This window comes from Paenibacillus sp. LRG-1 (assembly GCF_057220305.1).
Genome location: NZ_CM170126.1, coordinates 445,001 through 469,348, shown reverse-complemented (window position 1 = coordinate 469,348; position 24,348 = coordinate 445,001). Strand labels below are relative to the sequence as shown.

Here is a 24,348-nt window from a genome sequence, read left to right as displayed (position 1 = left end):
GTCATTGTCCTTATCCTTGAACTTCAGTTAACCCAATCGTTGTCTGGCATCCGTGGCGCGTTTGAGCGCCTGGCCAATGAAGTTAATCGCCAGCATTAGCACCAAAATAAGCAGTGAGGCAGGCAACCACATCCACCAGCTATTCTGCAAAACATCCGGGTCATTCGCATAACTCACCAGTGTACCCAAGCTTGGAGTAGATTCCGGTAAGCCAAAGCCGAGATAAGAAAGCCCCGTCTCAATCCCGATATTTCCCGCGAGGCTGAGGGTCAGATTGACGATCACGACTGAGCTAAGATTAGGCAGCACGCCAAACCAGATGATTTTCCAATTGGGTGTGCCAAGGGTTTTGGAAGCCTGCACATAATCCAGTTCGCGCTCCGACAACACCTTGGCCCGGATCAGACGTGCTTTTCCAATCCATAAAAAGGCAGTCATAATGAAAATAAAGGACCCTATGCCGCTTTTGGGTACAATGCTGACAAATACGATGACCAACATCAAAAACGGAAGCACCAGAATAAAATCAATGATCCGCATGATGATGTTATCGACCAGTCCCCCATAAAAACCAGCCAGCAAACCTAACGTTAAGCCAATAGCGGCGGATAACAATGTAATCGTAAAGCCGATGGTGAAGGAATTGCGGGCTCCAATGACCAGCTGGCCAAAAATATCCCTGCCCGCTCGATCTGTGCCCAGCCAATGCACTGAGCCGGGAGCTTCACGGATTGCGCCCAAATCCACCGTCGTGACTACATCCTGATTTACAAACAGGACAGAGGCATATATAAAGATCAAGAACAGAATTACAAAGCCAATGGAAACCAAGGCCATTTTGTCACGCACCAGCTCACGACGCAGTACAGACCAACTGGATGGTGATTTACGAATGATTTCCGGCGTGAAGACCTCCTCCACCTGAATAGACACCATAATCCCTCCCTTTCTCTAGACTTGTTCGCTATTCGATTCGAATGCGGGGATCAACTTTACTTAGGATGACATCAGATAAAAGGGTCCCTAATAGCGCCAAGAAGCCGGAGACCATGACCAGTGCGTTCACGACTGAAAAATCCCGTTGAGTGATGGACTGGAGAAATAATTGGCCTAACCCCGGATAACCGAAAATAGATTCAAGAAAAATATTGCCTGCAATTACTCCCGTTAGGTCATAGCCCAAAAAGGCAGCAATCGGCAATAGAGAGTTTTTGAAAATATGGCGGGAATAAATTTTACCTTCGGGCACCCCTTTGGAACGCGCTGTTTTCACAAAATCCTTCAGTCGTGTGTCAATGACCTCATTGCGCAAATACTGAATCGTAGCCGTTGTACTGAGCAATGCGCCTGTAACCGCCGGTAAAATGAGATGATACGACTTGTTCACGTAATATGACCATGTCCCCGGCTCCACGCCTACATCCACACTGCCGCTGGTTGGAAACCAGCCGAGCCTGAATCCGAATACGTACAGCAGCAACAACGCGAGTATAAATAGAGGTGTCGCAAAGCTGAGATAGGTATAGCCCACTACGGTTTTGTCCAGCAGACTATGCTGATAACGACCGCTGAGTACGCCGAGCGGAATGGCGATCAGATACGTCAGAACCAGAATTACTACGCCCAGAAAGAACGTGTTTCCCAGACGGCTGCCAATCAGATCGGTAACGCTAATTTTATGTACATAAGATTTGCCCAGATCCCCGTGAGCAAGCTGGACGAGCCAGTTCCCATACTGCACCCACACCGGGTCATTCAGTCCCAGTCTTTGTCGCTGTTCTTCCAGTGCGGCCGGATTCAGATTGGGTGTCGAAGTAATAAGTCCTGTCAGTGCATCCCCCGGCATAGCCTTAGCCAGGAAAAATATAAGCACGCTCAGTGCAAAAAGTTGAGGGATCATAACCAGCAGCCGACGCAGTGTAAATTTCCACATTTCTGTACCCCCCTTATGGTAGCGCGACTTGATGGGATGGACTTACTGATTTTAGTGCAAACGGCTTTCCACTCACGTCTAGATGTTTGGGCAGCTCTGTTTTGTAGGAGGATAAAAGCATTCGCCTTTTTTGGGCATTTTCCAGCCGTTTTGTAGGATCAATATTGGGAATGGTTGCAATGAGGCGCTGGGTATACAGATGCTGTGGACGCTCATAAATGTCTTGCTCGCTCCCCTGCTCCACTAGACGGCCTCGATACATAATACCGATTTGGTCGCACATATGGCGGATAATACCCAAGTCATGACTGATGAACAAATACGTCAAATTAAATTCCCGTTGCACATCCTTCATAAAATTCAGCACCTGTGCCTGCACGGAAACGTCCAGTGCCGACACCGGCTCATCAGCAATGATCAGCTTGGGGTTTAATGTCAGCGCACGCGCGATCCCGATCCGTTGCCGTTGCCCCCCGGAAAATTCATGCGGATATTTGTAGGCTGCATCGGCGTTCAAGCCGACCTTTTCCAGCAACGTCTGTACTTTCCTCCGTTCCTCCTCACTGCTCAGCCTTTCAAAATTTCGCAGCGGTTCAGCAATGACATCCAATACGCGCTTGCGCGGGTTGAGCGAAGAGTAGGGGTCCTGAAAAATCATCTGAATGTCTCTACGCAGCGGATGACGGTTGTTACGGCTCAGAGCCGCAAGGTCCTTTCCCTTAAAAAGAATCCGTCCGCTCGTCAGCTTATTTAGACCGATGATCGTCCTGCCTGTCGTCGTTTTTCCACAGCCGGATTCTCCCACCAGCCCGTATGTCTGGCCTGCCTCAATGCTGATCGACACGCCATCCACTGCTTTCACCTGATCGATAACACGCTGGAAGAAACCACCGCGCACCGGATAGTGGACCCTCAAATCATTTAACTCCAGTAGTGCCATGAGCAGCTTCCCCCTTTGCCTCGTCTTCAAAATGAAAATGCTGGTAACATGTACAACGGACCCAATGTCCAGGGGAAATTTCATTTAGTTGGGGATGGTCTTCATGCACTCCCTGCTGAATCCAGGGAATACGCGGGGCAAAGCGACAGCTATTGCGGGGAATATCTTGTAATGAGGGAACAATGCCGCCGATGACATGCAGTGATTCCCCCTTGGTATGCGATCCCGGCATGGAAGCAAGCAAAGAACGCGTGTACGGATGCTGTGGATGCCTGAATAATTCAAAAACATCAGCGCTCTCCACGATTTCTCCGGCATACATGACCACCACGCGGTCGGCTACTTCTGCCACAACACCAAGATCATGCGTAATCAAGATAATTCCGCTCCCACTCTCCTGTTGAAGCTGTTTGAGCAAGTCGAGAATTTGCGATTGGATCGTTACATCGAGCGCAGTAGTTGGTTCATCTGCGATAATAAGAGAAGGTCGGCAAGCTATGGCAATCGCGATCATCACACGCTGACGCATCCCTCCTGACAGTTCATGCGGATACTGCTCATACACACGCACAGGATTCGGTATATCTACGCTTTCCAGCAGCTCCAGCACACGTTCCCTTTTTTGCTTCGTAGATAGTGACGTATGATAATCAAGATTTTCCTCAATCTGCTTACCAATGCTCATTAACGGGTTGAGTGCTGTCAGCGGGTCCTGAAAGATCATGCCAATGCCCGCTCCGCGGATTTTATTCATTTGCCCTGAAGAAAGACGGTTCAGGTCCGTGCCTTTAAAAAGGACCTCTCCCTCTACACGCGTGCGTTCCATGTCATGCAGTTGTGCGATCGAAAGCGCCAGCGCGCTTTTGCCACAGCCGGATTCTCCGACTACAGCCAGCACTTCATTGGGGTTGACCGTCAGATCCAGATGGTCGACTGCGGGGTGATATTGATCCTTGATGCGAAAAGATACGGATAATCCTTTAATTTCCAACACGGGTCCGGTATTCAATGCGCGCTTCCTCCATTCTCCATGGTCTTGTCCCGCTTATTCTCACCATGTTTGATGTTTAAAACCTCTCATGAACATTACATACCGTTTTTGTCGGAATAATTTGAATACATCCTATCACCAGTATATGGATATATCAATTAAGATTATGCTATCAACATCATTTAAAAAATCAATGATCCAGCAGTAGCGCGGCCTTTCTGGCACAAAATGTAATGAAATAACCAACCACAGGTTAATTTTCATCACAAAAAAAGTCGCCTGATCCCTCTGCAGGGATCAAACGACTAACTAATACCAGCTCACATTGAGCTTCTGGCGATAATTATGAAGCCGCTCCATAGGAGCCAGACTTGAACGTTCTAGGATCGTACCATTTGTAGCCTGCTGCTGGAGCAGACCAAGGCTCAGGCTGCGGTTCTGTGGAAGCCGCAGGCTCCTCAAATGGTAGAAGCTTCGTTGGCTGATCCAGAGTCAAACCTGCCACATCAGACAATTTCGTGTAGTCCTGCTTCCATGCAAGCCATTGAACCGTTTGCACCAGGAAGGTGGAATCATCCACTTCTTTAAAACCATCATATGTCTTCTTCGACTGTCCGTTTTCCTCACGCACATATTTCGGTGTAGCATCTTCTACAGGGGAAGAATCACCGATGAACGCTGCCTTGCCTTGACCTACCTTGGAGATAGCGGCATAAGGTCCTTCCGCACGGCCCCCGCCGTTATAAACTCCCTGGTCTACCGCATTACCCCATTTTTTCGTGCCTGAAGGGATATAAGCAATGCCTTTAGCCTTGGTAGGATCAATAATAGCCAGCGTAGATCCTGCATGCATTGCAATCGAGCGCACACCCTTGGTAATGCCGAAAGATTGATCTGCGGCTACAATGTCGGTAGCATTCACATCACCCAGCGCATTGTAACGGAAACGAACGCCAAAGTTGGCCGCCAGCCAATCGGAGCTTGTTAATCCTTGCATCGCCGGTGATGCAGCTTCTTCTGCAGTCATGCCCTTGGCCGGATTAGTATAGGCTCCACGACGGTAACCATTCATAACCTCGGAGGAATCCCAACGGTTTTTGTTACGGTCCGCATTATAATGATCGGAGATGAAGAAGACGCTCCCCCCGCTATTCACGTATTGCAGCAGGGCAGCCTGCTCGGATGCCTTAAAGGCAACATTCGCTTCACCAATAATGAACACATCATATTGGCGCAGCTTGTCATATGTTATGGCCTGCTCTCCATAAGTAAAAGGAATAGGACGATTCAATTGGTCTACCGTAAAGCCTACATTACGCAGTCCATTAGCAAAGTCGGAGAAGGCGCCTTCAATGACCCAATCTGCTGCACCAGCAGTCTGTGCGTGCGTATTATCGAACAGCACCTTTTTGCCTTTTCCATCCGGCAGTGTAGTACCGGGTTGACCCGGGTTGCCAGGTTCGCCTGGTTCCCCCGGCTCGCTTCCGCTTACCAGTTCAACAGCGCTTGGGCTTTTCACTCCACCAAAATTATTGTAGGCGCCGAGTGTACCCGTCACACGAATTTTGCTGCCGATCAGCTCAGGATGGCCTGATAGCCCATATTGCCCTCTGTACGCTGAAGTCAGCTGTACATCCAACAGATTAGACGTATTACGTTCATTTGCCTGATCGGCAATCAGTACGTTAAAATCATTCGCGAACGGGGAAGAAAAGTTAGCCGTTTTCGATCCGGTAGCATGTCCGACGATGTAACCTTCCACCGTCACCGTACCTCCACTGCTTTGGCGCTGAAGTGCTTCGGCTACTGTCAATGCTCCCTCCGCCTTGACCTGACCGAATGGAACGAAGATCCCAATCAGCAGTGATACGATCGCTGCTAGATGCAACATCCCTTTTAAGCGTGAACCTGTGAATCGCAAGCCTTTTACCATACGTCAATATCCCTCCTATGATTTCCATAAATATACTTGTCCTTTATCAGATTAGCCGCCAATCTTCTAATTCCTTCCTGGTTTCATCCATAATTATGTAAATTTTAATCTTTTTTATTGGAAACGCACCTGTTTATGTAAAAATTAAACCTGTGATTGACACCGTGCACGGCATACATTACGCTAAGGAAGACATGTAGAACGGTATACGCGAATGAAGATGACGGGAGAGTCTGTCCAGGGAGCCTACACTCTGGCGGCACCGAAGGAGCAAGACGTCAGCACCCGGCTGACGGATAATCTCTCAGGTCCATGTATCGTCATCTGACGCAACTCTGGAGAGAGCGCAAGCCACCCAAGGGGTAAGGCGGTAAGAACACCGCACGAAACTCTCAGGTAACGAGGACAGAGATAAGGGAAACTTCCTTATCCTGTCCTTTTTTGTGCTCACATTGTGCGTCAGCATTAGGAACCGTCATAACCGCGCAAAGACGCGGAAATACCATATAGTATGGTATTAGAACATACAGGGGGCCACACCATGCGTTTCAAAGATGTATTTTCTATTATCGGTCCGGCCATGACCGGACCTTCCAGTTCACACACCGCAGGCGCGGTGCGGCTCGCACGCGTTGCCCGGCACTGGCTCGGGACGCAGCCTGACCGTGCCCGCATGACACTGTACGGCTCCTTTGCCGACACGTATAAAGGACACGGTACAGACCTGGCGCTCATCGCAGGGCTGCTTAATTACGATACGGACGATCACCGGATTCCGGATGCCGAGCAATGGGCAGAGCAAGCCGGGATGGCCGTGGAATTCGCCGTCAGCGGACTCCCCGCGCCTCATCCGAACACTGTCCGTTTCGAGCTGTGGAAGGGCGAGGATCAGCGCACACTGCTGGGCTCCTCCATCGGCGGCGGCAGCATCCATGTCCAGCAGCTTAACGAATTCCGGGTCAATCTGACCGGGGAGCTGCCTACGCTGGTGCTTCTCCACTCGGATAAGCCCGGTACATTGGGCGCGATAACTTCAGCGCTGGGCGCGGCCCACATTAACATTGCCTATATGCACGTAGATCGCAAAGGCCGGGATGGTGAAGCACTCACCGCCATTGAAACGGACAGTTCTGCTCCAGCTGAACTGATTGCGGAACTGCGTTCTTTACCTCATATGTATGAAATTAAGATGATTAATTTGAAAAAAGGAGCTGAATCCGATGCGGTTTAGCCATCTGCATGAAATCAGCGCTTTATGCGCTGAAGAATCCACCACAATTAGCCGCTTGATGATTCAAGAGCAGGTACAAGAGACGAATACAACGGAGGAAGAAATCTTTCGCCAAATGTCTGATTATTATGAAGTCATGAAGGAAGCCGTTCATCGCGGTCAGACACAAGACACCGTATCCCGCAGTGGATTGACGGGCGGTGACGGCAAGCGCCTAGCCGAGTATCTGCGGTCAGGGGAAACCTGCTCCGGCGATGCCTCCGCGCTCGCCATGGCTTATGCCCTCTCTGTGTCGGAGGTAAATGCATCCATGGGTCGTATTGTCGCCACGCCTACCGCAGGCTCATGTGGGGTTATCCCTGGTGTGTTCATCAGTGCGCAGGAGCGGTTCGGCTGGGATGATGAGCATATGGTGAACGGCCTGTTCGCCGCTGGAGCCATTGGCTACGTGATCGCCAACAACTCCTTCATTTCTGGCGCGGAGGGAGGCTGTCAGGCTGAGATTGGTTCAGCTATCGGGATGGCTGCTGGCGCTATGGTCGAGCTGCGTGGTGGTACGCCTGAACAGGCTGTTCACGCCGTGGGCCTCGCTCTTAAGAACACGCTCGGCCTGATTTGCGATCCCGTCGCCGGACTCGTGGAGATTCCGTGCATCGTGCGCAACGGGCTGGGAGCCGTGACTGCGCTTGCCGCAGCGGATATGGCTTTGGCGGGTGTGCGCAGCGCTATTCCGTCTGACGAAGTCATTGACGTGATGCTTGAAGTCGGCAGTGCGATGCCGTCGAAGCACCGCGAGACCGCCAAAGGCGGCTTGGCCCAGACGCCGACTGGCAAGCGTTTGACTGAATCACTTACACGCAACACACCGACCAAGAAGGATAAGTCATAATTTATAAGCGGTAGCCTCCTTAAAAAAAAGAGCAAGCATGTCGTCCTTGGACGTATGCTTGCTCTCTTTTTTACTGAACGGTTACCTGTATCTTCGTCATTTTACCTGCATATTTCACAGTAATTACTGCTTTGCCCTTGCCCTGTGCCTTAATGTTACCGTCTTTGACGGTCGCAACAACAATTCTGGACGAGGACCAGACAGCCGGTTTGGAAACATCCTTCTCCGACTCATCCTTATACGTGGCTGTAGCCGTAACCTTGGCCAGCTGTCCTGCCTTCAAATTCAAAGCAACTTCGTCTGTTTGCAGATATTTAAGCGTATCAACATCCACGGGTACGCTGATTACCTTCCCGCCAAACTTCGCCTGAATGTTAGCTTTACCGTAGCTAACCGCAGTAACCTGACCCTTTTTAACAGTGGCTACCTTATAATTAGACGTTTTCCATTCAGCTTGGGCCGTAACGTCCTTTTCTTTACCATCACTCGATTTAACCACAATCGCGATGTTTTTTTGATCTCCGGATTTAAGTGACAACGCGATTGCATCCGCTTCAATCTTTTGCGCTACGTCCACTTCTACCGTAAACGTAATGTTTTGCTTGCCATATGAAGCAGTCACCGTTGCCTTACCGCTACCATTCGCTTTGATCAAACCTTCGCTAACTTCAACCACTTTTACATTGCTCGTTGTCCAGGTGGCGTCCTTGGTTACATCTGTTTTTGTACCGCCACTCTTAACTCCTGTTACTTTCAGCTGCTTCGTTTCCTGAGCACCAAGCGCAATTACACGCGAGTCTGTTTCCAGACGGTCTACAAGGCCTACTTGTACGTTAATCGTCAGTTTTTTGCCATTATAGGTCGCTGTAATAACCGCTTTACCAGCGGATTTACCCGTAATCGTTCCTTTGGACACAGAAGCAATATCTTCCGCGCTTGAAGCCCATTCTGCATCCTGTGTTACATCTTCCTTACGCCCATCCGCATAAGTAGCCGTCAAAGTTGCAGTATAGTCCTCATCAATATCAATCGTTGCCGTTTTGGAGGACAGAGACAGATCACCGGGTACATTTACGGATACCGTAGCTGTAACTGTTTTGCCACCATAAGAAGCGGTGATCGTAGCCTCACCTGTTTTATAACCCGTGACTTCTCCCGCACTGACAAAAGCGATATCTTCATTGCTGGACTTCCACTCTGCCTTACTTGTGATATCTTCTTCCGTACCTGTTACATACGTTGCGGTCAGCTTGAGCTTTTTGGATTCCTTGGCATTCAGGCTCAGCTTGTCCTCACTCAAATCCAAATATCTGGAGGTTTCGACATCTGTCTTGATCGAAACAGTCTTATCTCCATACTTAGCGGTCACCGTAGCCGAACCCGCTCCAATGGCCATAATCGTTCCCTTATTCACAGTCGCAATTTTTTCATCGCTTGATGTCCAAGTAGCTTTATCTGTGATATCCGTTACCGTCCCATCCGGATAAACGGCAGAAACTTGTATTTTTTTAGATTCATCCAGACGGAGAAAAATATTGGATTCGCTGGCTTTCAGCTTATTCGTTTGATCGACATCTACCGAAATCGTAGCGGACATCGTGCCATATTTACCTGTAATTGTCGCCTTTCCCGCGCTGTAGCCGGTAATGGTGCCTTTCAGTACATCCGCCACAGCTGCATTGCTGGAGCTCCATTCAGCGGACTCTGTTACGTCCTGTACCGATCCATCCGGGAACGTCGCCGTAAGTTTAACCTTCTCAGTATCCTTCAACAAAAGAGAAACCTCTGATGAACTGACATCGAGACGTTTAACCTGCTCCACCTGCACAGCAATGGTTACGGTCTGTTGACCATATACGGCCTTAATATTGGCTGTACCTGCTCCCTGAGCGGTAACCAATCCGTTAACTACTGTGGCTACCTTTTGATTATCGGAGGTCCAAATAGCATCACCCGAAACCTGAGCTGTTGTATTATCACTGTATGTCGCTGTCAAATCAACCTGTCCTGTACCGCTTGAACGCAAGTTCAGGCTTTGTACACTGGATGTCAGCGCCTTAACCTTTTTCGTTACATGTACCTGAACCGATTGCACCTTCTCTTTATAGGTCGCAACCACGGTGGCTTCCCCTTCAGCCTTGGCCGAAACTGTACCGTTATACACAGTAGCAATAGCTGTATTATCACTTTTCCAATCCGTGCTTACGGTTACATTCGAGGTTGTCCCATCGCTAAAAACAGCAGTAGCCGTCAACGCAGCCGTATCTCCCTGCTGCAAAGTTACCTCGTTAGAGGAAAGGACAATCTTGGAAAGCACCGCATCCGCAGCAGATGCAAACCCTGCATATGATGTAAAACTTGAAATCAGGATGACCAACGCCAGAAAACCGGACCATCTATTCTTCAAAATCTAATTCCCTCCCATTCCAAAACTTAAATTAAGGATTTCGCAAAATCCTTACACCTACGTTTTATGTCGTCATATGGAAAAGAATAGTTTAGGCTTCGAAGGAAATTTGGTCCTTATTAACTAGATCATTTCTGATAAAGATTAGACATTACAATTTGTGTAGCTTCAGAGCCATAGTGAAGAGTTTACCCAACAGACCCACAACCTCGCATTTACAAACAGCTATAAGCTGCTGCGCGAACTCTCAAATGATGGTATTCTTCCATATTAGGAGCCAGTTGGTGCATATAAACGACGGAGAATTGTTCGCTTGGATCTATAGAAACCCAAGTGCCTGCTACTCCCGTCCAGCCAAATTCTCCAATAGAACTATTTGCATGCCCAGCCGCTTTATCAATTAACGTGCGCACGCCCAGTCCGTAACCATAACCTGTATGATAAGAATTAGTAAAATCCAATAATTGATCTGTATTCAGATGATTGGTGCGCATTAAATCAATAGTTTTTCTCCCTAATAGCCTCACACCATCTACCATACCTCCATTCGACAGCATTTGTGAAAATGTAAGGTACTCCTTAACTGTCGAATACAGACCTGCGCCCCCACTTTCATATATAGCATCTGGTTGATGATACTCATCCAAGAAACCCTCTATTTTTTCTAGCTCTCCGGCGTCTGTTCGTTGGTAAAAGGAGGCCATTCGCGATTCAATATCTCCACGATATCGGTAACCTGTATTGTTCATTCCAAGCGGATCAAATATTTCATCCTTTAGGAATTGCCCCAATGATTTACCTGAAATCACTTCAATAAGACCTGCAACCAGGTCATGTCCATATCCATATAACCAGCGTGTTCCCGGCTCAAATGAAAGTGGAATATCAGAAAGCGCTTTAATTTCTGTGCGCAGATCATATTTCCCCTGCTTTTCCTTTAACGTTCTAAGGACCTTTTGCATTGCCCGTCCTGTCTCTGAAGACTCGGAAGCGTAAGGAAGACCCACACTCATATTGAATATATGCTTAATTAAAATGGGATTCTCCGCCTTATCCACATAGGTGTATCCGTTAGGAGCGGTTTTGAATACATGCGCATTACGATATTCGGGAAAATATTCATACAAAGGCTCATTCAACAAAAATTCCCCGCGTTCGTACAGCATAAGTGCAGCCGCACAGACAACAACTTTTGTCATGGAAAACAAGCGATACACTGTATCCTCAGTGATTGGCTTTCGGGCTTCCAGATCAGCATATCCATGATATCCTTCATACAACACTTGACCATTCTGGGCAATGGCACAACCGCAACCTGCTGGCCCATTTGCTACGAAATGTTTCAATAGCTGATCTACCTTGTCAAAACGAGACATATTCATCCCTCCTATTTTTACTTCAAAAGAAACAACCTTCCCCTCGCGCTCTAATTTCCTGTTCTAACAAGCTCAGCGCGATCCCTTGTAAGCGCTTATTCCCCGCATTTATTTTAACGGTAAACTTGGTAAATACATAGATTATTTGTCATAATCAGATGGCTTTACATTAACAGCTCGGCCACCGTTTCCTTCCAGCGATGGATCACCAATTCCGGTTCCTTGAGACGGACCGTGACACCTGTCAAGATATCCGCATATTGGGCCGAATCTTCTCTGGCTGCAAAAACATGAGCCGCAAATCGCTCACGTACATGCTTGGCTTCGGGCAAAGCAGGCAGATGTTCCAGCGACAACCGCACATAATGCGCCTTCCCCCCGGTAAACACCGCAAGCGTCGCCTTCCCGGTACGAATCATGTTGCCCGTCGTGGTCGTGCCTGGCCATAGTGCCAGACGCAAATTCCCCTCGTCCAGCGCTACAACTTCGCCCACACTAATCATCGCTATGTGCGGCCACTGATCTTCCGTGACCGTCAGCAGCATCATTGCTTCATGCTGCTTGTCCTCCAATACCTTACCGTCCAGTAGCGTGAACAGTTCCTTACCGATCCTTGGTGTCTGCATGAAGTATAATCCCCTTTACATTTGGCCTATAACTTCAAAGTACCATAATTTACGGCTGCTTACGAACGACCCTATATCCGCTCTGGAATAGGAGGAACATGAGCAGCATTCGGAATATCTTTGGGGTTTACCTTGAACGCCGATTTATACTTTGCTGGATCAGTAATGCTATCCGGTTCTGAGGTCCGCCATGTGAACAGGCATACAGGGCACAACAAAACCTCCCAGGCGCCTTTAACTGGCGAGCGGGTAACAACCTCCGAACGATTAGATTCACAACGGGGACAAATATGCATCTGTCAGCACTCCTTTAATCTTTTTTTGTTTTTAAAAATATTTAGCGAAGCATTTGGCTCAACTTTTTCTCCCATTCTGCTACACCCAACGGGGAATCGAGCGACTGCGAGTAATGTCCTCTAATATCCGGTGCTACAGGTGTCGTCGCATCCAATATCATTTTGTGCGTCATACCTGCCGGGTCAGAACCGGGGTCAAGCGGTAAAATAGACAAGCCTGGGACTATGACAGTATCATGCTTTGGATGAAGCTTGGTGGATAAAGCCCACATGACCTGCGGCAGATTGAACGGATCGACATCCTCATCCACCACAATGACCAGCTTGCAATACCCTAATCCATGCGGAGTCGTTAACGCACGCATTCCCACAGCCTTTGCAAAGCCGCCATACCGGGTTTTCGTGGAAATAATAGCGACCAGCCCATGCGTATACATGGCATTAACGGCTACGATTTCATTAGGAAAAGCATCCTTAAGCTGCTGAAACAACGGTACACTTGTATTCACACCGATCATATAATCCGTTTCCGTCCAAGGCATCCCGATGTACAGATGCTCAAAGATAGGCTGTTTGCGGTGATATACACGATTAATCTGAATGACTGGCATCGCGCGACCGCCGGAATAGTGACCTGTGAATTCACCGAATGGACCTTCATACTCACGTTCACCTGCTAACACTTCGCCTTCCAAAATGACCTCGGCTCCCCAAGGCAGATCCAGATCTGCATTCTTCGCTTTGACCACACGATAAGGCTCACCCTGAATGGCGCCCGCCATCTCATATTCGGATTGATCGTACAGCAGCGGCGTAGAAGCAGCCGTTGTAATCACAGGCTCACATCCGAGGGCAATAGCCACCTTCAGATTTTCGCCGCGCTCCTCAGCCTGACGGATATGGATCGCAATATCATGCTGTGGTACAGGCTGGATGCCCAAACGGTTCTTGCCTTTTACCTGCATCCGGTACAAACCGACATTTTGCTTACCGTAGGTGTCCGGGTCATCCAGATCGCGTGAAACTAGAATTGCTTTATCCAGATAAAACCCTCCGTCCCCCTGATTCAAACGAAACAACGGCAAAATATCAAACAAATTAATATCCTCTGTAATCTCGACTTCATGAAAAGGAGCGGTTTCTTCCCGCTTCACGGGCACCGGAAATTGTTCATAGCGTCTGGCAAATTCAAAAAACTGCTCCTTGAGCGGCGTGTTTTTGGGCATTCCCATCATGAGGGCATGATTGGGCCAGGAGCCCATCACATTCATTGCAATACGAGCATCCGTATATCCATAGATGTTGTTGAAAAAGAGAGCAGGCGTCTTATCTCCAAGATTGTTTAATGCTCTGTTAGCTGCTGCGAGGTCCGGCTCCGGCTTTACCTCATCGCTGATCGTGAGTAATTGTCCCTCCTTTTCCAAGGTGTGTAGAAAATCGCGAAAGTCTTTATAAGCCATCCTTCATTCTCCTTCGTCTTTCGATTTCTCAATTCTGGTGCAGACTGGAGTCAGTCTGCTTCATTCCATCCCAACGTTTGGCTGCAGTTGTGACAATACCGAACTGATCCAATGCGCGAAAAACAATATGATCCACCAATTCCTCGATACTTGCAGGATGATTATAAAAGGCAGGCATCGGCGGCAGGATCATCACGCCCATACGTGACAGCTCCAGCATATTTTCCAGATGGATACTGCTTAATGGTGTTTCCCTGGTCATGAGCAGCAGCTTCTTTCGCTCCTTCAGCATCACATCCGCTGATCGGGTAAGCAGGTTGTCCGCCATACCTATACGAATAGAGGCAAGGGTCTTCATGCTGCAAGGAGCGACGACCATGCCGTCTACTCGAAAGGAGCCGCTGGAAATACGCGCAGCCTGATCCTTATACGAGTAGACTGCATCCGCCATTGCCTCCACTTCCTTCACCGTGTAGCCTGTCTCATAGGGAATGTTCGCAATAGCCCACGGGGATAGCACCAGATGGCTTTGGACTCCAGCCTCTCGTAATTGTTGTAATATACGGATACCAAAGATCGACCCTGTCGCTCCCGATATTCCTACAATGATTTTCTTCATATGTCCCCTCCTTCCATCCCATCGTTTTATGTTCACCCATGCATTACTGTCAAAAATTATACGCCCGTTCCTTGCACACGAAAAATATATATAATATATGGAATACATACTTTAAAAGTATTCAAATTGAAGCGTTGTTTAGAAATAAGGAGGAATCCCAATGGACATGAAGCATCTGCATTACTTTTGCGTCATCGTGGAGGAAGGGCAAATCACCAAGGCCGCCAGAACGCTCAACATGGCCCAGCCTCCGCTGAGTCAACAACTCAAAAATATGGAGGACGAGCTTGGCGTAAAGCTGATTTACCGTGAAGGAAAGAAGTGGGAGGTAACCGAGGCCGGATATACACTGTATACACGCGCCAAGCGATTATTGGCTGAAATGGAGGACACCTGTAGAGAAATTGGGGAGTTTGAAAACAAAGTAACTGGTACACTTTCCATAGGCACGTCATCCGCCTGTATGTCTCTGATTACTGAACAACTCAGCCGCTTTCATCAGGATTTTCCAGAGGTATACGTTAAAATAGGACACGGAGACACACATCATCTGGAAGAACTGCTGCACCAAAATAAAGTGGATCTGGCCCTGCTGCTGCTTCCGGTAGATGACAAATCGTACCATACGATTGAACTGGAGGGCGTTTCTTTTGTTGCGGTTCTTCCGTGTGAATGGGCAGATCGCCATCCCAGTGGGGAAATTACCTTACAGGAAGCTGCCAGCTATGACCTCTTGTTGGGACGTCGAACAGAAGGACACGGACTATACGAAACCGTCATCCGCAAATTTCAGGAACACCATCTTATTCCGCACGTCGTACTGGACTGTCCAGAAATATCGACCATTCTCTCGCTCGTTTCCACAGGCATGGGAATTACCATTATTCCAGACGCTGGCTTGGGACAAGAATACGGGGACAGATTTCGCACACTCTCCATTAAGGAGCCATTCCCCTTCACACAGCCTGCCGTCGTATGGCGCAAGGATCGTTATTTATCCAATGCAGCTCGCAAATTTGTTGAACTGCTACAAGCTGGAGACACGAAAAAGACTGTTCCCGAGTAGATGCTCTACCGCTCTACTCCTGAAACAGTCTGATGCTTGAAGAACTTCCTTCATTCGGTCGTTGATACCGCCTTATTTGACTCCCTGATGTCGATACTCGGTTGGAGTCATTCCACATTTGCGCCGGAATACCTGTGTAAAATGCCTCATATCCTGATAACCGATCCGCTCTGAAATATCAGCCAGCCGCAGATGAGGATCACTGAGCAGCCGCTTCGCCTCCTCCATACGCAAGCAAATGACGTAATCCTTGTAGCCTTGTCCCGTCTTTTGCTTGAATAACTGGCTGAAATACACCGGATTCAAAAATACGATTGAAGCCACCTTCTCCAGCGACAGCTCCTCTGTAAAGTGAGCCCGAATGTATTGCAATGCCACATCTACCGTATGCATTCCTTTGCGGAGACATTCTCCTGTATCCGCTGCTGCGGCTGCAATCTCCTCTGGCGTACGTCTTAGTCGCGCCACCTCTTCAGGTATGGAGGCAAAATTGTGATGAACACCCGAACGTGTAATTTGTAGGGGCACCTTCACATAACGCTTCAAATGGGATTCGAGCAACGTCTCTAGCCGTGCGGCCTCTGCCTCATCTCTTACCCTTGCAATGCCCAGCAGACTATGGCGGTCTAGACTGACGACAAAGCCGCTGCCTCCTGCCTCAATGAGCTCGGACAGTACATTTTCAATCATAAAATGCTCCAGATGTGTCTGCTTGTGATCAGGTTCCATACGAACCATGAAGAGATGGAATTCCGGATAATTTTCGACAAAAGGCTGTATATCCAGCTTGCCCGTATCCAGTCCAAGGGCATAGCGTTGGAAAACGGCTTCACGCAAATAGACCATATTGGATTTGAGAAGCCTACCCTCGTTCGCCTGCTGCGAGGCCACAAGCGCTTCGGCTGCCAGTATTTCAATGCATTCCAGCAGCTTTTTTTTACCAATCGGCTTTAACAGGTAGTCTTTGGCACCCAGCTTTACTGCTCTTTGTGCATAATGGAAGTCGGAATGGGCCGAGATGACAACCCACTGCAGATGAGGATGCTTTCGCTTAGAAATACGCATGAATTCCAGACCATCCATACCGGGCATCAGGATATCAGTTAATACAATATCTACAGGATGCTCCGCCAGAATGCCTGCTGCCTCCTCGGTGGAAGCAGCGAGATGAATGCCGCAGGTTGGTAGAGCTTGGCCAATGGTACGCCGAATCCCCTGCCGAATCATATTTTCATCGTCAGCTATCAGAATATTCATGTTTCTCCTCCTTCTGTGGCAGAGGCACACTTACAGTGGCTGTTGTTCCGGCCCCAGGTGCGCTAGAGATCCGTAGGCCGTACTCTTCTCCGAACATGTGCCGTAGCCGTAAATTTAGGTTTTGCAGGCCGATGCCTCCCGCCTGCCCGCTGCCCGCCTGTTTGCCGGGTTCTGCCAAAGCGACCTGGACCACCTCCCATCGTTCGTACTCCATCCCTGCACCGTTGTCGATGATGTGCAGGCTCAATACACCGTCATATTCCTCCGCTCTGACGAGCAGCTTGCCACCTGTATCCGCATGAAGAGGCTCCAGTCCGTGCTTCACTGCATTTTCAATCAATGGCTGTAAGGTCATTTTCGGCAGGCGGATATCCATCCATCGTTCATCAATGCTAATGTCTACAGATACCCTACCCTCCAGCCGAGTTTGAATAATGGTGAGATAGTGCCCAACCTGCTCCACTTCTTCACGAAGGCTTACATCGGCCCCCTCTTCCCAATGGCTGCTGTAACGGAACATATGGGATAAGGAGAGAACCACCTCTCCGAGCTGATCTTGTCCCTTTTCATCCAGCATCCAATAGATCATATCCAGCGTATTATACAGAAAATGTGGATTGACCTGCGTCTGAAGCGCGTGCAGCTCCGCATTTTTTTCGCTGACCGATGATATACGCACCAGCTCAATCAGCTCTGCAATCCGTCTTACCATATGGTTAAAAGAAGTAGCTAGCTGATTAATTTCTTCATAGGATTTGGTGTTTACCGTATGACGGAAATTTCCTGTCTCTACCCGCTTCATTTCCCGAATGACTCGCTTGAGTGGAAGGGAAATGCCTCTGGAGACGATAGATGCAATTAACGCCGACACAATAATAAGTATAGGTGCCACGATAAATAAGTACCTTTGATTTTGCACCAACTCCACGTTCAGATCCTCACTAGGTGTCACACTAATCACAGACCAGTCGGCAAACGGCAACTTGGAAGCGATTACAACTCTTTCATTACTTCGATTTACAATAACATCCTCCTCCGGTACCTGCTGCTCTAGATTTTGCAAATCCGGTGGCGGATCAGAGGAAGTGGCCGACACAATTCGATTTTCATGACCCAACAAATATACCTGACTATTGGTGCCTAACCGCAAATTGTGGAGAGCGGACAAAACAGAACGCGGCTCAGCCTCAAACAGGACAATACCAATCGGCTTGTGTTCATCCAGATCATAGAGCTGCCGTCCAAACGCAAACACGGGTCTGGTTTCCACCTGATCAATGACAGAGTGAGGATACACGCCCAGCCATGCAATTTTGCCCGCCGACTTTCGAATTTCCTTATACCATTCCGTATGTTCGTAATGAGTATCAATGACATTCATATAATTGCCATAGTTATATACCTTGCCTGTGTCTGTGATGACATGGATGCCAATCAGATCCTCACGCGAATAATAGATAGCGCCCAGAATATTCGTAATCGTACGTTCGTTGATGTAATTGACAGCAGGTAAATCACTACTATCCGTCGTCAACAGACGAACCAAATCCATATTGTTGCTGATCGATTTGGAGAGACTGTTATAGCTGCCGAGTAGCAATTCGAACAGGCCTGCCGTCTGGGATACATTTTTACGCGCCAGCTCGCTGACCTTATCATGGAACTGCACCGTAGTACGGTTGTAAAATAATAGACTGACCGCCAGCACAATGCCGGACATGCTCAACAGGAACAGAACAAACAAGCGGTATTGAATGGATTGAAAACGGCGCAGCATACCTCCGTGCGCTCCTTTCGCATCGGCCGCCTATCCTTTAACCGCTCCCGCAACCATGCCCTTGGTGATATTTTCGGACAGAACAAAATAAATAATAATGACCGGTAAGGCACCCATGACTAGAAAAGCACCAATATTACCGTAGTTCACAGAATACTGGCTGACGAACGTATATACGCCGAAAGGGAGAGTTTTGAGCTTCTCGGACGAGATAAAGGTGGCAGCCATAATGTATTCATTCCAGATGTTAATGAAAGTTAAAATACATACCGTCATGATAGGCGGAATCGAGATGGGTAAGATTACACTGCGGAAAATACGATAAATGCTTGCTCCGTCAATGTAAGCGGATTCTTCAATTTCGTGGGGAATGGACCGCATAAAGCCGGATAGGATGAAGACCGCAATCGGTGTCTGAAAAGCAATGTAGGGTAAAATCAGTGAGAAATACGTATTCAGAATATGGACGTTTTTAAACATCACCATCAGCGGCAGCAGCGTAGCTTGCATCGGGATCATCATCCCGATCAGAAACAAAGTCAGCACAACAGCCCCGAAGCGCCAACGAAAACGTGTAATCGCATAAGCAGCCATTGAGCTTAACAAAATGACGAAAATCATCGTAACCCCAGTCACCAGTACACTGTTTCCTAAATAACGCAAGTAGCTCCCTGATTCATAGGCTTCCTGATAGTTGTGCCACTGGGGCACTTGAGGGAGTGCAAAGAAGCTTGAGCTCAATATCTCTTCATTCGTCTTCAACGAATAGGTCAGCAGCCAAAAGAGTGGATACAGCTGCGTGACAATTAAGATTGCCAATAAGGAAAAGACTCCCGTTTTTTTTAAGGCATTCAACAGTTCCATCTCCTTTAGCTTACCTTATTTTCGATTCGTTTGAAAACAAAATTTATCACAATTGTAAATGACAAGCAAATCACTACGAGAATTGAAGCTAATGCGCTGCCATATCCGTATTTCATCGATAAAAAGGACATATTGTACATATACGTAGATACTGTATCCGTTGCATGAGCTGGTCCTCCACCCGTCATCACCCAGATCAAATCAAACGATTGCAGGGAGCCGATAAATGCTAATACAATTGATATCTTGAAAATAGGTACAATGAGCGGCAGCGTAATATAGCGGTCTGCTTTGAATCCTTCAGCTCCATCAATTTTGGCTGCTTCGTACAGCTCATTCGGTATATTTTGTACACCGGTAAACTGGATAAGTAAATGATAGCCAAAATACTGCCACAACGATACAAAATAGAGGGCGTACATCGCTATCTGCGGTTCCGTCAGCCATGAGCGCGTCCAGCTTTCCAGCCCAATCGCCAGCAAAATACCGTTCAGCATTCCACCCATCGAAGCTGGATTATAGATCGTCTTCCACAGCTGCCCGATAATGACCACCGATAGAATAACCGGCAGAAAATACATCGTAACCAGCGTATTGGCCTTACGCACATAACGATTAAGCAAGATCGCCAGCAACAGACAAAACGGAATTTCCAGCATGGAAAACACAGCGAACATCATAGTCCGTTTCACGGACGGCCAGAACACTGAATCTGCTGTAAAAATCCGTTCAAAATTAGCCAGCCCCACGAACTTTGCCTCGGCGATTCCGTTCCAATCCAGCAATCCGCAATACACCGACACCAGAATCGGAACAAATACCATACAGGTATACAACAACAGGCAGGGTAGCACGAAAACGGCAATGGTACGTGCTGGCACCTTCAGTACATTCATGCTCTAATCTCCTTTGTGTTGATTCTGAACATCTTCTGAGGATGCACAACCTACATGATTTCCAATCAGGGAAGGAGCCTGCCGCTCCCTCCCTAGTGTCAGCTACTTCAGGATTTTGCAAAATTCGATTCCAGTCGCTCCAAAGTGCAATATCTAGACGAACTAGGCCATTTCGATCTATATATTGTTCATTGGGAGTCGCTTATTGGATTTTTGCAAAATCCTCACTTATTTATTCGCTTCAAAAGTGTTCTGATGTTCCTTGGCAACTTGTGCAGAGTCTTCTTTTTGCACGAACAGGTTTTGAATGCTACTCAGATGCGCCTGCGCAATAGCCGGATTCATCGTATTATCAAAAGCGAGATCGCCCCCTTTTACATTCTTGAACAGCTCATTAAGACTAATCGCTAACTCGGAGTAGCCCGCTTCCTTCAGATCACCTTTCATTTTCTGACCACTGCCAATCGCATTTTTCAGATCAAACTGAATTTTGGGCATCTCCGTAATAAAATAGTGCAGAAAATCCTTCGTCTCCTGTAAATGTTCACTGTTCGCAGATACCGCAAATGCGCTGCCCGGCGCAATTACATACTCATTCACATCACCCTTGCCATTCACCGTAGGGAATTGAAACGCTCCTACCTTACCCGCTACCGAAGAAGCATCAATAGACCCCGTTTCCCATGTACCCATGATATACATCGCGGCTTTTCCTGTTTTAAAAATATTACCACCTGCATTGTAGTCAATAGATGTAGCTCCATCCGGGAAAGCTCCTGCCTGCACCAATTCCTGAAATGCATCCACCGCTTCCACAAAAGCTGGGTCGTTAAACGTCTTTTTACCGTCCAGTACATCATTGAGAAAATTCGGCCCTTCATTTGTACGCAACAAAATATTCATAAAAAGGAGGGAACCCGTCCATGAATCCTTTTCCCCAATGGCAATCGGAGTAATTCCCTTCGCCTTCAACGTCTTGACCGTCGTAATCAGCTCGTCAAAGGTGGTCGGCAACTTCTGGATTCCCGCCTGCTTGAACAGTTCTTTATTGTAAAACACCACTTCTATATTGTTACCGTCCGGAAAAGCATAGAGCTTATCGTCGAAGCTATAGTAATTAAGAAGTCCATTCTGAAACGTATCTTTTAACCCCTCTTTATCAGCCACATCGTTTAATGGAGCCAGCAGCCCAGCATCTACGAATGGCTTCATCTGTGCAGCCGGGTTTACAATCGTGATATCAGGTACTTCCTTCGCCGCTGCCTGTGTTTTCAGCTTAAGCTTTTGTTGATCTGTATTTAGCGAATCCAATTCAATTTTGACATGAGGATGATCCTGCTCGTATTGACCTACAATTTGCTTAATCATTTTGTACGAAGGGGTGCTCGGATCAGGATTAATGTTCTGAAAGGTAATCGTAACATCTTTCGTTGCGGTGCCTCTGCTCGGTTCTCCTGAATTTCCCGGACTTGCGCTTTGTCCGTTATTACAAGCTGCCAGCGTCAATGCCAAGGCGCTCGCCATCACAATGGCAAACGCTTTCATTTTTGTTCTGCTCATGGTCTTTTTCCTCCTCTTGTTGAAGCATTGCGCAATTTGCCCTCCTTATTGGTGGACACTCAATGCCCGCTTGTTCTTTTCATTATGTTCCATAGAAAAGACGTGAACAATGCGTGAACTTAAGGAGAAGGGTTTGTTTTTTCAAGCCCTCATTTGCGTGCTTCAAAATTCATTCATATCATAACTTGCAATTTATCTAGAACACAGGCATAATATGAATAAGATCATAGTTTGATAATGATTATCATTATTAAATGATAAATACACATAGACTTTAAAGGAGGCAGGACCGCAGTGAAAGAAACTTTTAATAAAACCTCCCTGCATATTGATGATTATTTGGATCTTCTCAATCTTGCCGTACAAGTCGGAGATACAAAGTGGCAAAAAGAAATTACCCGTAAACTTCAAGCCTTGAGTGTCCTTCAGACAGAACAGGTTGAAATAGATTAACTTCCCCAGTTAATACTGTCCTCAGTTAAAAATGCTGACTAAGCACCACTATACAAAGGACAACCAGGATACCATACAACTTTTGACCGAATCCACGATAATGATCTTTCATGTGAATGATAAATGAATCGGTTATAGGAAAAAGAGCACAGCCCGTTAAGGCTGTGCTCTTTTATCTGCTTGGCGACGTCCTACTCTCCCAGGACCCTGCGGTCCAAGTACCATCGGCGCTGGAGGGCTTAACGGTCGTGTTCGGGATGGGTACGTGTGGAACCCCTCCGCTATCGCCACCAAACATGAATTCACATCGTAAATTCTACCGTATGGTTATTCGGTTCATCACTTATCGTGTGAATGAATAGCCATGCGCTTATTGTATGTCACTTGTACATACTTTCAAGGTTACACCCTGAAAACTGGATCCGAAACTCATTTGCGTTTTATTTAGGATAAGCCCTCGACCGATTAGTATTGGTCAGCTCCATGCATTACTGCACTTCCACCCCCAACCTATCTACCTCGTCGTCTTCAAGGGGTCTTACTAATTGGGAAATCTCATCTTGAGGGGGGCTTCACGCTTAGATGCTTTCAGCGCTTATCCCTTCCGTACATAGCTACCCAGCGGTGCTCCTGGCGGAACAACTGGTACACCAGCGGTACGTCCATCCCGGTCCTCTCGTACTAAGGACAGCTCCTCTCAAATTTCCTACGCCCACGACAGATAGGGACCGAACTGTCTCACGACGTTCTGAACCCAGCTCGCGTACCGCTTTAATGGGCGAACAGCCCAACCCTTGGGACCTACTTCAGCCCCAGGATGCGATGAGCCGACATCGAGGTGCCAAACCTCCCCGTCGATGTGGACTCTTGGGGGAGATAAGCCTGTTATCCCCAGGGTAGCTTTTATCCGTTGAGCGATGGCCCTTCCATGCGGTACCACCGGATCACTAAGCCCGACTTTCGTCCCTGCTCGACTTGTAGGTCTCGCAGTCAAGCTCCCTTCTGCCTTTGCACTCTTCGAATGATTTCCAACCATTCTGAGGGAACCTTGGGGCGCCTCCGTTACTCTTTAGGAGGCGACCGCCCCAGTCAAACTGCCCACCTGACACTGTCCTCGCACCGGATTACGGTACCAAGTTAGAACCTAGATACGATCAGGGTGGTATCCCAAGGATGCCTCCCTTCAAGCTGGCGCTCAAAGTTCTACGGCTCCCACCTATCCTGTACAGATCGTACCCAAATTCAATATCAAGCTGCAGTAAAGCTCCATGGGGTCTTTCCGTCTTGTCGCGGGTAACCTGCATCTTCACAGGTATTAAAATTTCACCGGATCTCTCGTTGAGACAGCGCCCAAGTCGTTACGCCATTCGTGCGGGTCAGAATTTACCTGACAAGGAATTTCGCTACCTTAGGACCGTTATAGTTACGGCCGCCGTTTACTGGGGCTTCGGTTCATAGCTTCGCCCGAAGGCTTACCACTCCCCTTAACCTTCCAGCACCGGGCAGGCGTCAGCCCGTATACTTCGCCTTGCGGCTTCGCACAGACCTGTGTTTTTGCTAAACAGTCGCTTGGGCCTTTTCACTGCGGCCCCCTCGGGCTATTCACCCTACCGAGGCACCCCTTCTCCCGAAGTTACGGGGTCATTTTGCCGAGTTCCTTAACGAGAGTTCTTCCGCGCGCCTTAGAATTCTCTTCTCGCCTACCTGTGTCGGTTTGCGGTACGGGCACCTTCTCCTGGCTAGAGGCTTTTCTTGGCAGTCTGAGATCATGACC

The 24,348-nt window shown here is 48.0% G+C and carries 20 protein-coding genes, 2 rRNA genes and 1 riboswitch (1 of these 23 running past the window's edge); of the genes, 4 read left to right on the top strand and 18 right to left on the bottom strand.

Annotated elements, in window-relative coordinates:
• Positions 1 to 27: 27 nt before the first annotated feature.
• The 5 genes from ACUUJN_RS02105 to ACUUJN_RS02085 all read right to left on the bottom strand — a co-directional run bounded on the left by ACUUJN_RS02105 (position 28) and on the right by ACUUJN_RS02085 (position 5,797).
• Positions 28 to 936: an ABC transporter permease gene (locus ACUUJN_RS02105; RefSeq protein ID WP_023986676.1), complete on the bottom strand. Its 909-nt coding sequence runs from the start codon at positions 934 to 936 to the stop codon at positions 28 to 30.
• Between the two features lie 28 nt (positions 937 to 964).
• Positions 965 to 1,933 (bottom strand): oligopeptide ABC transporter permease, encoded by a 969-nt coding sequence (opp4B, locus tag ACUUJN_RS02100; RefSeq protein WP_068941018.1) that lies wholly within the window; start codon positions 1,931 to 1,933, stop codon positions 965 to 967.
• A 13-nt stretch (positions 1,934 to 1,946) separates the two neighbouring features.
• The gene (locus ACUUJN_RS02095) at positions 1,947 to 2,873 is read right to left on the bottom strand and encodes an ABC transporter ATP-binding protein (protein ID WP_028541233.1); all 927 of its coding nucleotides are present in this window, start codon (positions 2,871 to 2,873) and stop codon (positions 1,947 to 1,949) included.
• Positions 2,851 to 3,882, bottom strand: coding sequence for an ABC transporter ATP-binding protein (locus ACUUJN_RS02090; RefSeq protein ID WP_053324471.1), 1,032 nt, complete (start codon positions 3,880 to 3,882; stop codon positions 2,851 to 2,853). Before ACUUJN_RS02090 ends, ACUUJN_RS02095 begins: the two co-directional genes overlap by 23 nt.
• A 325-nt stretch (positions 3,883 to 4,207) precedes the next feature.
• Positions 4,208 to 5,797, bottom strand: a complete 1,590-nt coding sequence (locus ACUUJN_RS02085; protein WP_053324470.1) for a DUF6359 domain-containing protein — start codon at positions 5,795 to 5,797, stop codon at positions 4,208 to 4,210.
• Between the two features lie 214 nt (positions 5,798 to 6,011).
• Positions 6,012 to 6,127: riboswitch (glycine riboswitch) on the top strand.
• A gap of 211 nt (positions 6,128 to 6,338) precedes the next feature.
• On the opposite strand from ACUUJN_RS02085, the gene sdaAB reads away from it, so the two are divergent.
• Together sdaAB and sdaAA are read left to right on the top strand one after the other, a co-directional pair.
• Entirely contained in the window at positions 6,339 to 7,028 is a 690-nt protein-coding gene (gene sdaAB, locus ACUUJN_RS02080) for an L-serine ammonia-lyase, iron-sulfur-dependent subunit beta (RefSeq protein WP_013308430.1), read from the top strand.
• Complete coding sequence (gene sdaAA / locus ACUUJN_RS02075) at positions 7,018 to 7,917, top strand: L-serine ammonia-lyase, iron-sulfur-dependent, subunit alpha (RefSeq protein ID WP_264454269.1); 900 nt, start codon at positions 7,018 to 7,020, stop codon at positions 7,915 to 7,917. Before sdaAB ends, sdaAA begins: the two co-directional genes overlap by 11 nt.
• A 70-nt stretch (positions 7,918 to 7,987) precedes the next feature.
• On the opposite strand, the gene ACUUJN_RS02070 is transcribed toward sdaAA, so the two are convergent.
• The 6 genes from ACUUJN_RS02070 to ACUUJN_RS02045 form a co-directional block, all read right to left on the bottom strand.
• The gene (locus tag ACUUJN_RS02070; RefSeq protein WP_484669212.1) at positions 7,988 to 10,324 is read right to left on the bottom strand and encodes an Ig-like domain-containing protein; all 2,337 of its coding nucleotides are present in this window, start codon (positions 10,322 to 10,324) and stop codon (positions 7,988 to 7,990) included.
• Between the two features lie 215 nt (positions 10,325 to 10,539).
• A complete protein-coding gene (locus ACUUJN_RS02065) occupies positions 10,540 to 11,700 on the bottom strand; it encodes a serine hydrolase domain-containing protein (protein WP_209940841.1) in 1,161 nt (386 codons plus the stop codon).
• A gap of 164 nt (positions 11,701 to 11,864) precedes the next feature.
• Positions 11,865 to 12,326: a pyridoxamine 5'-phosphate oxidase family protein gene (locus ACUUJN_RS02060; RefSeq protein WP_075153601.1), complete on the bottom strand. Its 462-nt coding sequence runs from the start codon at positions 12,324 to 12,326 to the stop codon at positions 11,865 to 11,867.
• Positions 12,327 to 12,397: 71 nt separating this feature from the next.
• Entirely contained in the window at positions 12,398 to 12,622 is a 225-nt protein-coding gene (locus tag ACUUJN_RS02055; protein ID WP_053324466.1) for a non-oxidative hydroxyarylic acid decarboxylases subunit D, read from the bottom strand.
• Between the two features lie 41 nt (positions 12,623 to 12,663).
• Positions 12,664 to 14,082, bottom strand: a complete 1,419-nt coding sequence (locus ACUUJN_RS02050; RefSeq protein ID WP_484669211.1) for a non-oxidative hydroxyarylic acid decarboxylases subunit C — start codon at positions 14,080 to 14,082, stop codon at positions 12,664 to 12,666.
• Between the two features lie 28 nt (positions 14,083 to 14,110).
• Positions 14,111 to 14,701, bottom strand: coding sequence for a UbiX family flavin prenyltransferase (locus ACUUJN_RS02045; RefSeq protein ID WP_339201318.1), 591 nt, complete (start codon positions 14,699 to 14,701; stop codon positions 14,111 to 14,113).
• A gap of 160 nt (positions 14,702 to 14,861) precedes the next feature.
• Between ACUUJN_RS02045 and ACUUJN_RS02040 the strand changes: the two genes are divergently transcribed.
• Positions 14,862 to 15,767, top strand: a complete 906-nt coding sequence (locus ACUUJN_RS02040; RefSeq protein ID WP_053324464.1) for a LysR family transcriptional regulator — start codon at positions 14,862 to 14,864, stop codon at positions 15,765 to 15,767.
• A gap of 72 nt (positions 15,768 to 15,839) precedes the next feature.
• Here ACUUJN_RS02040 and ACUUJN_RS02035 read toward each other — a convergent pair whose 3' ends face one another.
• The 5 genes from ACUUJN_RS02035 to ACUUJN_RS02015 all read right to left on the bottom strand — a co-directional run bounded on the left by ACUUJN_RS02035 (position 15,840) and on the right by ACUUJN_RS02015 (position 22,121).
• On the bottom strand, positions 15,840 to 17,024 hold the full coding sequence (locus ACUUJN_RS02035) for a response regulator (protein ID WP_023986665.1): 1,185 nt from the start codon (positions 17,022 to 17,024) through the stop codon (positions 15,840 to 15,842).
• Positions 17,005 to 18,801 carry a sensor histidine kinase gene (locus ACUUJN_RS02030; protein WP_023986664.1) on the bottom strand — a complete coding sequence of 599 codons (1,797 nt, stop codon included), beginning with the start codon at positions 18,799 to 18,801 and terminating at the stop codon, positions 17,005 to 17,007. The genes ACUUJN_RS02035 and ACUUJN_RS02030 overlap by 20 nt, the downstream gene beginning before the upstream one ends.
• Before the next feature lie 30 nt (positions 18,802 to 18,831).
• Entirely contained in the window at positions 18,832 to 19,665 is an 834-nt protein-coding gene (locus tag ACUUJN_RS02025) for a carbohydrate ABC transporter permease (RefSeq protein ID WP_370671150.1), read from the bottom strand.
• A gap of 5 nt (positions 19,666 to 19,670) precedes the next feature.
• A complete protein-coding gene (locus tag ACUUJN_RS02020) occupies positions 19,671 to 20,561 on the bottom strand; it encodes a carbohydrate ABC transporter permease (protein WP_023986662.1) in 891 nt (296 codons plus the stop codon).
• Between the two features lie 228 nt (positions 20,562 to 20,789).
• A complete protein-coding gene (locus ACUUJN_RS02015) occupies positions 20,790 to 22,121 on the bottom strand; it encodes an extracellular solute-binding protein (RefSeq protein WP_023986661.1) in 1,332 nt (443 codons plus the stop codon).
• Between the two features lie 294 nt (positions 22,122 to 22,415).
• Between ACUUJN_RS02015 and ACUUJN_RS02010 the strand changes: the two genes are divergently transcribed.
• Complete coding sequence (locus ACUUJN_RS02010; RefSeq protein WP_179085475.1) at positions 22,416 to 22,574, top strand: hypothetical protein; 159 nt, start codon at positions 22,416 to 22,418, stop codon at positions 22,572 to 22,574.
• A gap of 178 nt (positions 22,575 to 22,752) precedes the next feature.
• Here the strand turns inward: ACUUJN_RS02010 and rrf are convergent.
• Positions 22,753 to 22,869: ribosomal RNA gene (gene rrf / locus ACUUJN_RS02005) — 5S ribosomal RNA — on the bottom strand.
• A gap of 150 nt (positions 22,870 to 23,019) precedes the next feature.
• Positions 23,020 to 24,348 (bottom strand): 23S ribosomal RNA (locus ACUUJN_RS02000) (it continues 1,597 nt past the right edge of the window).

What these genes read in the sequence shown, in the direction of transcription:
- ACUUJN_RS02105 (WP_023986676.1), bottom strand. Translation starts at nt 936, where the DNA reads ATGGTGTCTATTCAGGTGGAGGAGGTCTTCACGCCGGAAATCATTCGT.
- opp4B (WP_068941018.1), bottom strand. Translation starts at nt 1,933, where the DNA reads ATGTGGAAATTTACACTGCGTCGGCTGCTGGTTATGATCCCTCAACTT.
- ACUUJN_RS02095 (WP_028541233.1), bottom strand. Translation starts at nt 2,873, where the DNA reads ATGGCACTACTGGAGTTAAATGATTTGAGGGTCCACTATCCGGTGCGC.
- ACUUJN_RS02085 (WP_053324470.1), bottom strand. Translation starts at nt 5,797, where the DNA reads ATGGTAAAAGGCTTGCGATTCACAGGTTCACGCTTAAAAGGGATGTTG.
- sdaAB (WP_013308430.1), top strand. Translation starts at nt 6,339, where the DNA reads ATGCGTTTCAAAGATGTATTTTCTATTATCGGTCCGGCCATGACCGGA.
- sdaAA (WP_264454269.1), top strand. Translation starts at nt 7,018, where the DNA reads ATGCGGTTTAGCCATCTGCATGAAATCAGCGCTTTATGCGCTGAAGAA.
- ACUUJN_RS02065 (WP_209940841.1), bottom strand. Translation starts at nt 11,700, where the DNA reads ATGTCTCGTTTTGACAAGGTAGATCAGCTATTGAAACATTTCGTAGCA.
- ACUUJN_RS02060 (WP_075153601.1), bottom strand. Translation starts at nt 12,326, where the DNA reads ATGCAGACACCAAGGATCGGTAAGGAACTGTTCACGCTACTGGACGGT.
- ACUUJN_RS02055 (WP_053324466.1), bottom strand. Translation starts at nt 12,622, where the DNA reads ATGCATATTTGTCCCCGTTGTGAATCTAATCGTTCGGAGGTTGTTACC.
- ACUUJN_RS02050 (WP_484669211.1), bottom strand. Translation starts at nt 14,082, where the DNA reads ATGGCTTATAAAGACTTTCGCGATTTTCTACACACCTTGGAAAAGGAG.
- ACUUJN_RS02045 (WP_339201318.1), bottom strand. Translation starts at nt 14,701, where the DNA reads ATGAAGAAAATCATTGTAGGAATATCGGGAGCGACAGGGTCGATCTTT.
- ACUUJN_RS02040 (WP_053324464.1), top strand. Translation starts at nt 14,862, where the DNA reads ATGGACATGAAGCATCTGCATTACTTTTGCGTCATCGTGGAGGAAGGG.
- ACUUJN_RS02035 (WP_023986665.1), bottom strand. Translation starts at nt 17,024, where the DNA reads ATGAATATTCTGATAGCTGACGATGAAAATATGATTCGGCAGGGGATT.
- ACUUJN_RS02030 (WP_023986664.1), bottom strand. Translation starts at nt 18,801, where the DNA reads ATGCTGCGCCGTTTTCAATCCATTCAATACCGCTTGTTTGTTCTGTTC.
- ACUUJN_RS02025 (WP_370671150.1), bottom strand. Translation starts at nt 19,665, where the DNA reads ATGGAACTGTTGAATGCCTTAAAAAAAACGGGAGTCTTTTCCTTATTG.
- ACUUJN_RS02020 (WP_023986662.1), bottom strand. Translation starts at nt 20,561, where the DNA reads ATGAATGTACTGAAGGTGCCAGCACGTACCATTGCCGTTTTCGTGCTA.
- ACUUJN_RS02015 (WP_023986661.1), bottom strand. Translation starts at nt 22,121, where the DNA reads ATGAGCAGAACAAAAATGAAAGCGTTTGCCATTGTGATGGCGAGCGCC.